The sequence below is a fragment of the Streptomyces malaysiensis subsp. samsunensis genome (assembly GCF_024519315.1).
GTDB classification, from domain to species: Bacteria; Actinomycetota; Actinomycetes; order Streptomycetales; family Streptomycetaceae; genus Streptomyces; species Streptomyces malaysiensis.
Map to the genome: position 1 here is coordinate 1 of NZ_JANIIC010000220.1, position 1,115 is coordinate 1,115.

General features: G+C 65.7%; 2 protein-coding genes. Both read right to left on the reverse strand.

Translation table 11 applies throughout. From position 1 onward, the window contains the following. Positions 1 to 304: hypothetical protein (locus tag NQU54_RS48570; RefSeq protein ID WP_257636656.1), on the reverse strand; the 304-nt coding region annotated here is incomplete at its 3' end. A gap of 201 nt (positions 305 to 505) precedes the next feature. Next, positions 506 to 1,115 (reverse strand): ATP-binding protein (locus NQU54_RS48575; protein ID WP_257636657.1); only part of this gene is annotated, 610 nt, incomplete at its 5' end.

Consider the following 1,115-nt stretch of genomic DNA (forward strand, 5'->3'; position numbering starts at 1 on the left):
GCGCATAGCACACTGCATGGTCCTTGATGAGTCTTCCCGGGTGCTCCCACAATTCGACGGGGGCGGCCTCAAGAGCCGATGTCCCTTCCACGTACGATAAAGGCCCCGTCAGCGCCGCGATATAGATGACCTGGGACATCGCGTTCGGATCGGCCTTGAGCAGGCCACGTTCGTGCAGTCGCGCCCAATGGTCGCGTTCGCGCGCCAGAAGATAGGCCGAGAGCTTTTCGGGGGCGTCGGGCAGGGCGGTGGCGCGCGAATCCGCAAGGACGGTGGCCAGCGCGGACATGTGCAGCGTCAGCACCTGGTTGTAGGGGCTGTGGTCTTGGAGGCCGGAAGGAGGCCGAGGGAGGGGTGGTGCAGGGACCTCGAGAGCGGTGGCGAACTGGTGGACGGCCTCGGAGAAGAGGAGTGCTCGATCCGACGGCCAGCTGACGAGAGGTTCGAGCCGGAGTGCTTCTGAAACGATGCCGAAATTCCTGAGGACACGGGATCCGAGGATGTCTCACCACGCACCTGCGGACCGCGCCAGCAGCAGTATCAGCACCGGTGACGCTTGGGAGGACATGTCGTGGATGAGCCGGAGCAGGTTATCGGCGTCCCACTCCTGCGCGTAGTCGACCACGACGAGTGTCCCGGAGGCGTCTTCAATCGGCGGGATCTCCCGTGTCGGACGAGCCGAACGGTTCGGCCGCGGGTTGGCACGGAACACGTTCCACCCGTCCTGCCGCCATGTACGGGCGGCCTGAGCGGCCAGTCGCGTCTTGCCCCGACCCCCTGGCCCGTGGATGAGACGCACCACGACGTGCGGGCGTCCTCGGTGGCCCTCTCGCCAAGAGCGCAGGGTGGCCAGTTCGGTCTCGCGGCCGACGAACTCGACGATCTCATGCCCGGTTCGGAGAAGTCGGCTGGGCTGAGCACGTGCCTCCTCGGCCGACAACCTTTGCGGGGGCGGCGGCCACACTGTGAGGTTGTACGGCGCATTCTCACCGTGCATCACCACGTCTCGGCCTGCCTGCACGATGTGCGCGAAGTTTGAGGCCGACGCGTACTGCTCCACCGCAATGCTCCAATGTCTCAGGGGGTGGCGTTCTTTCATGAGTAGGGGCCCTAGG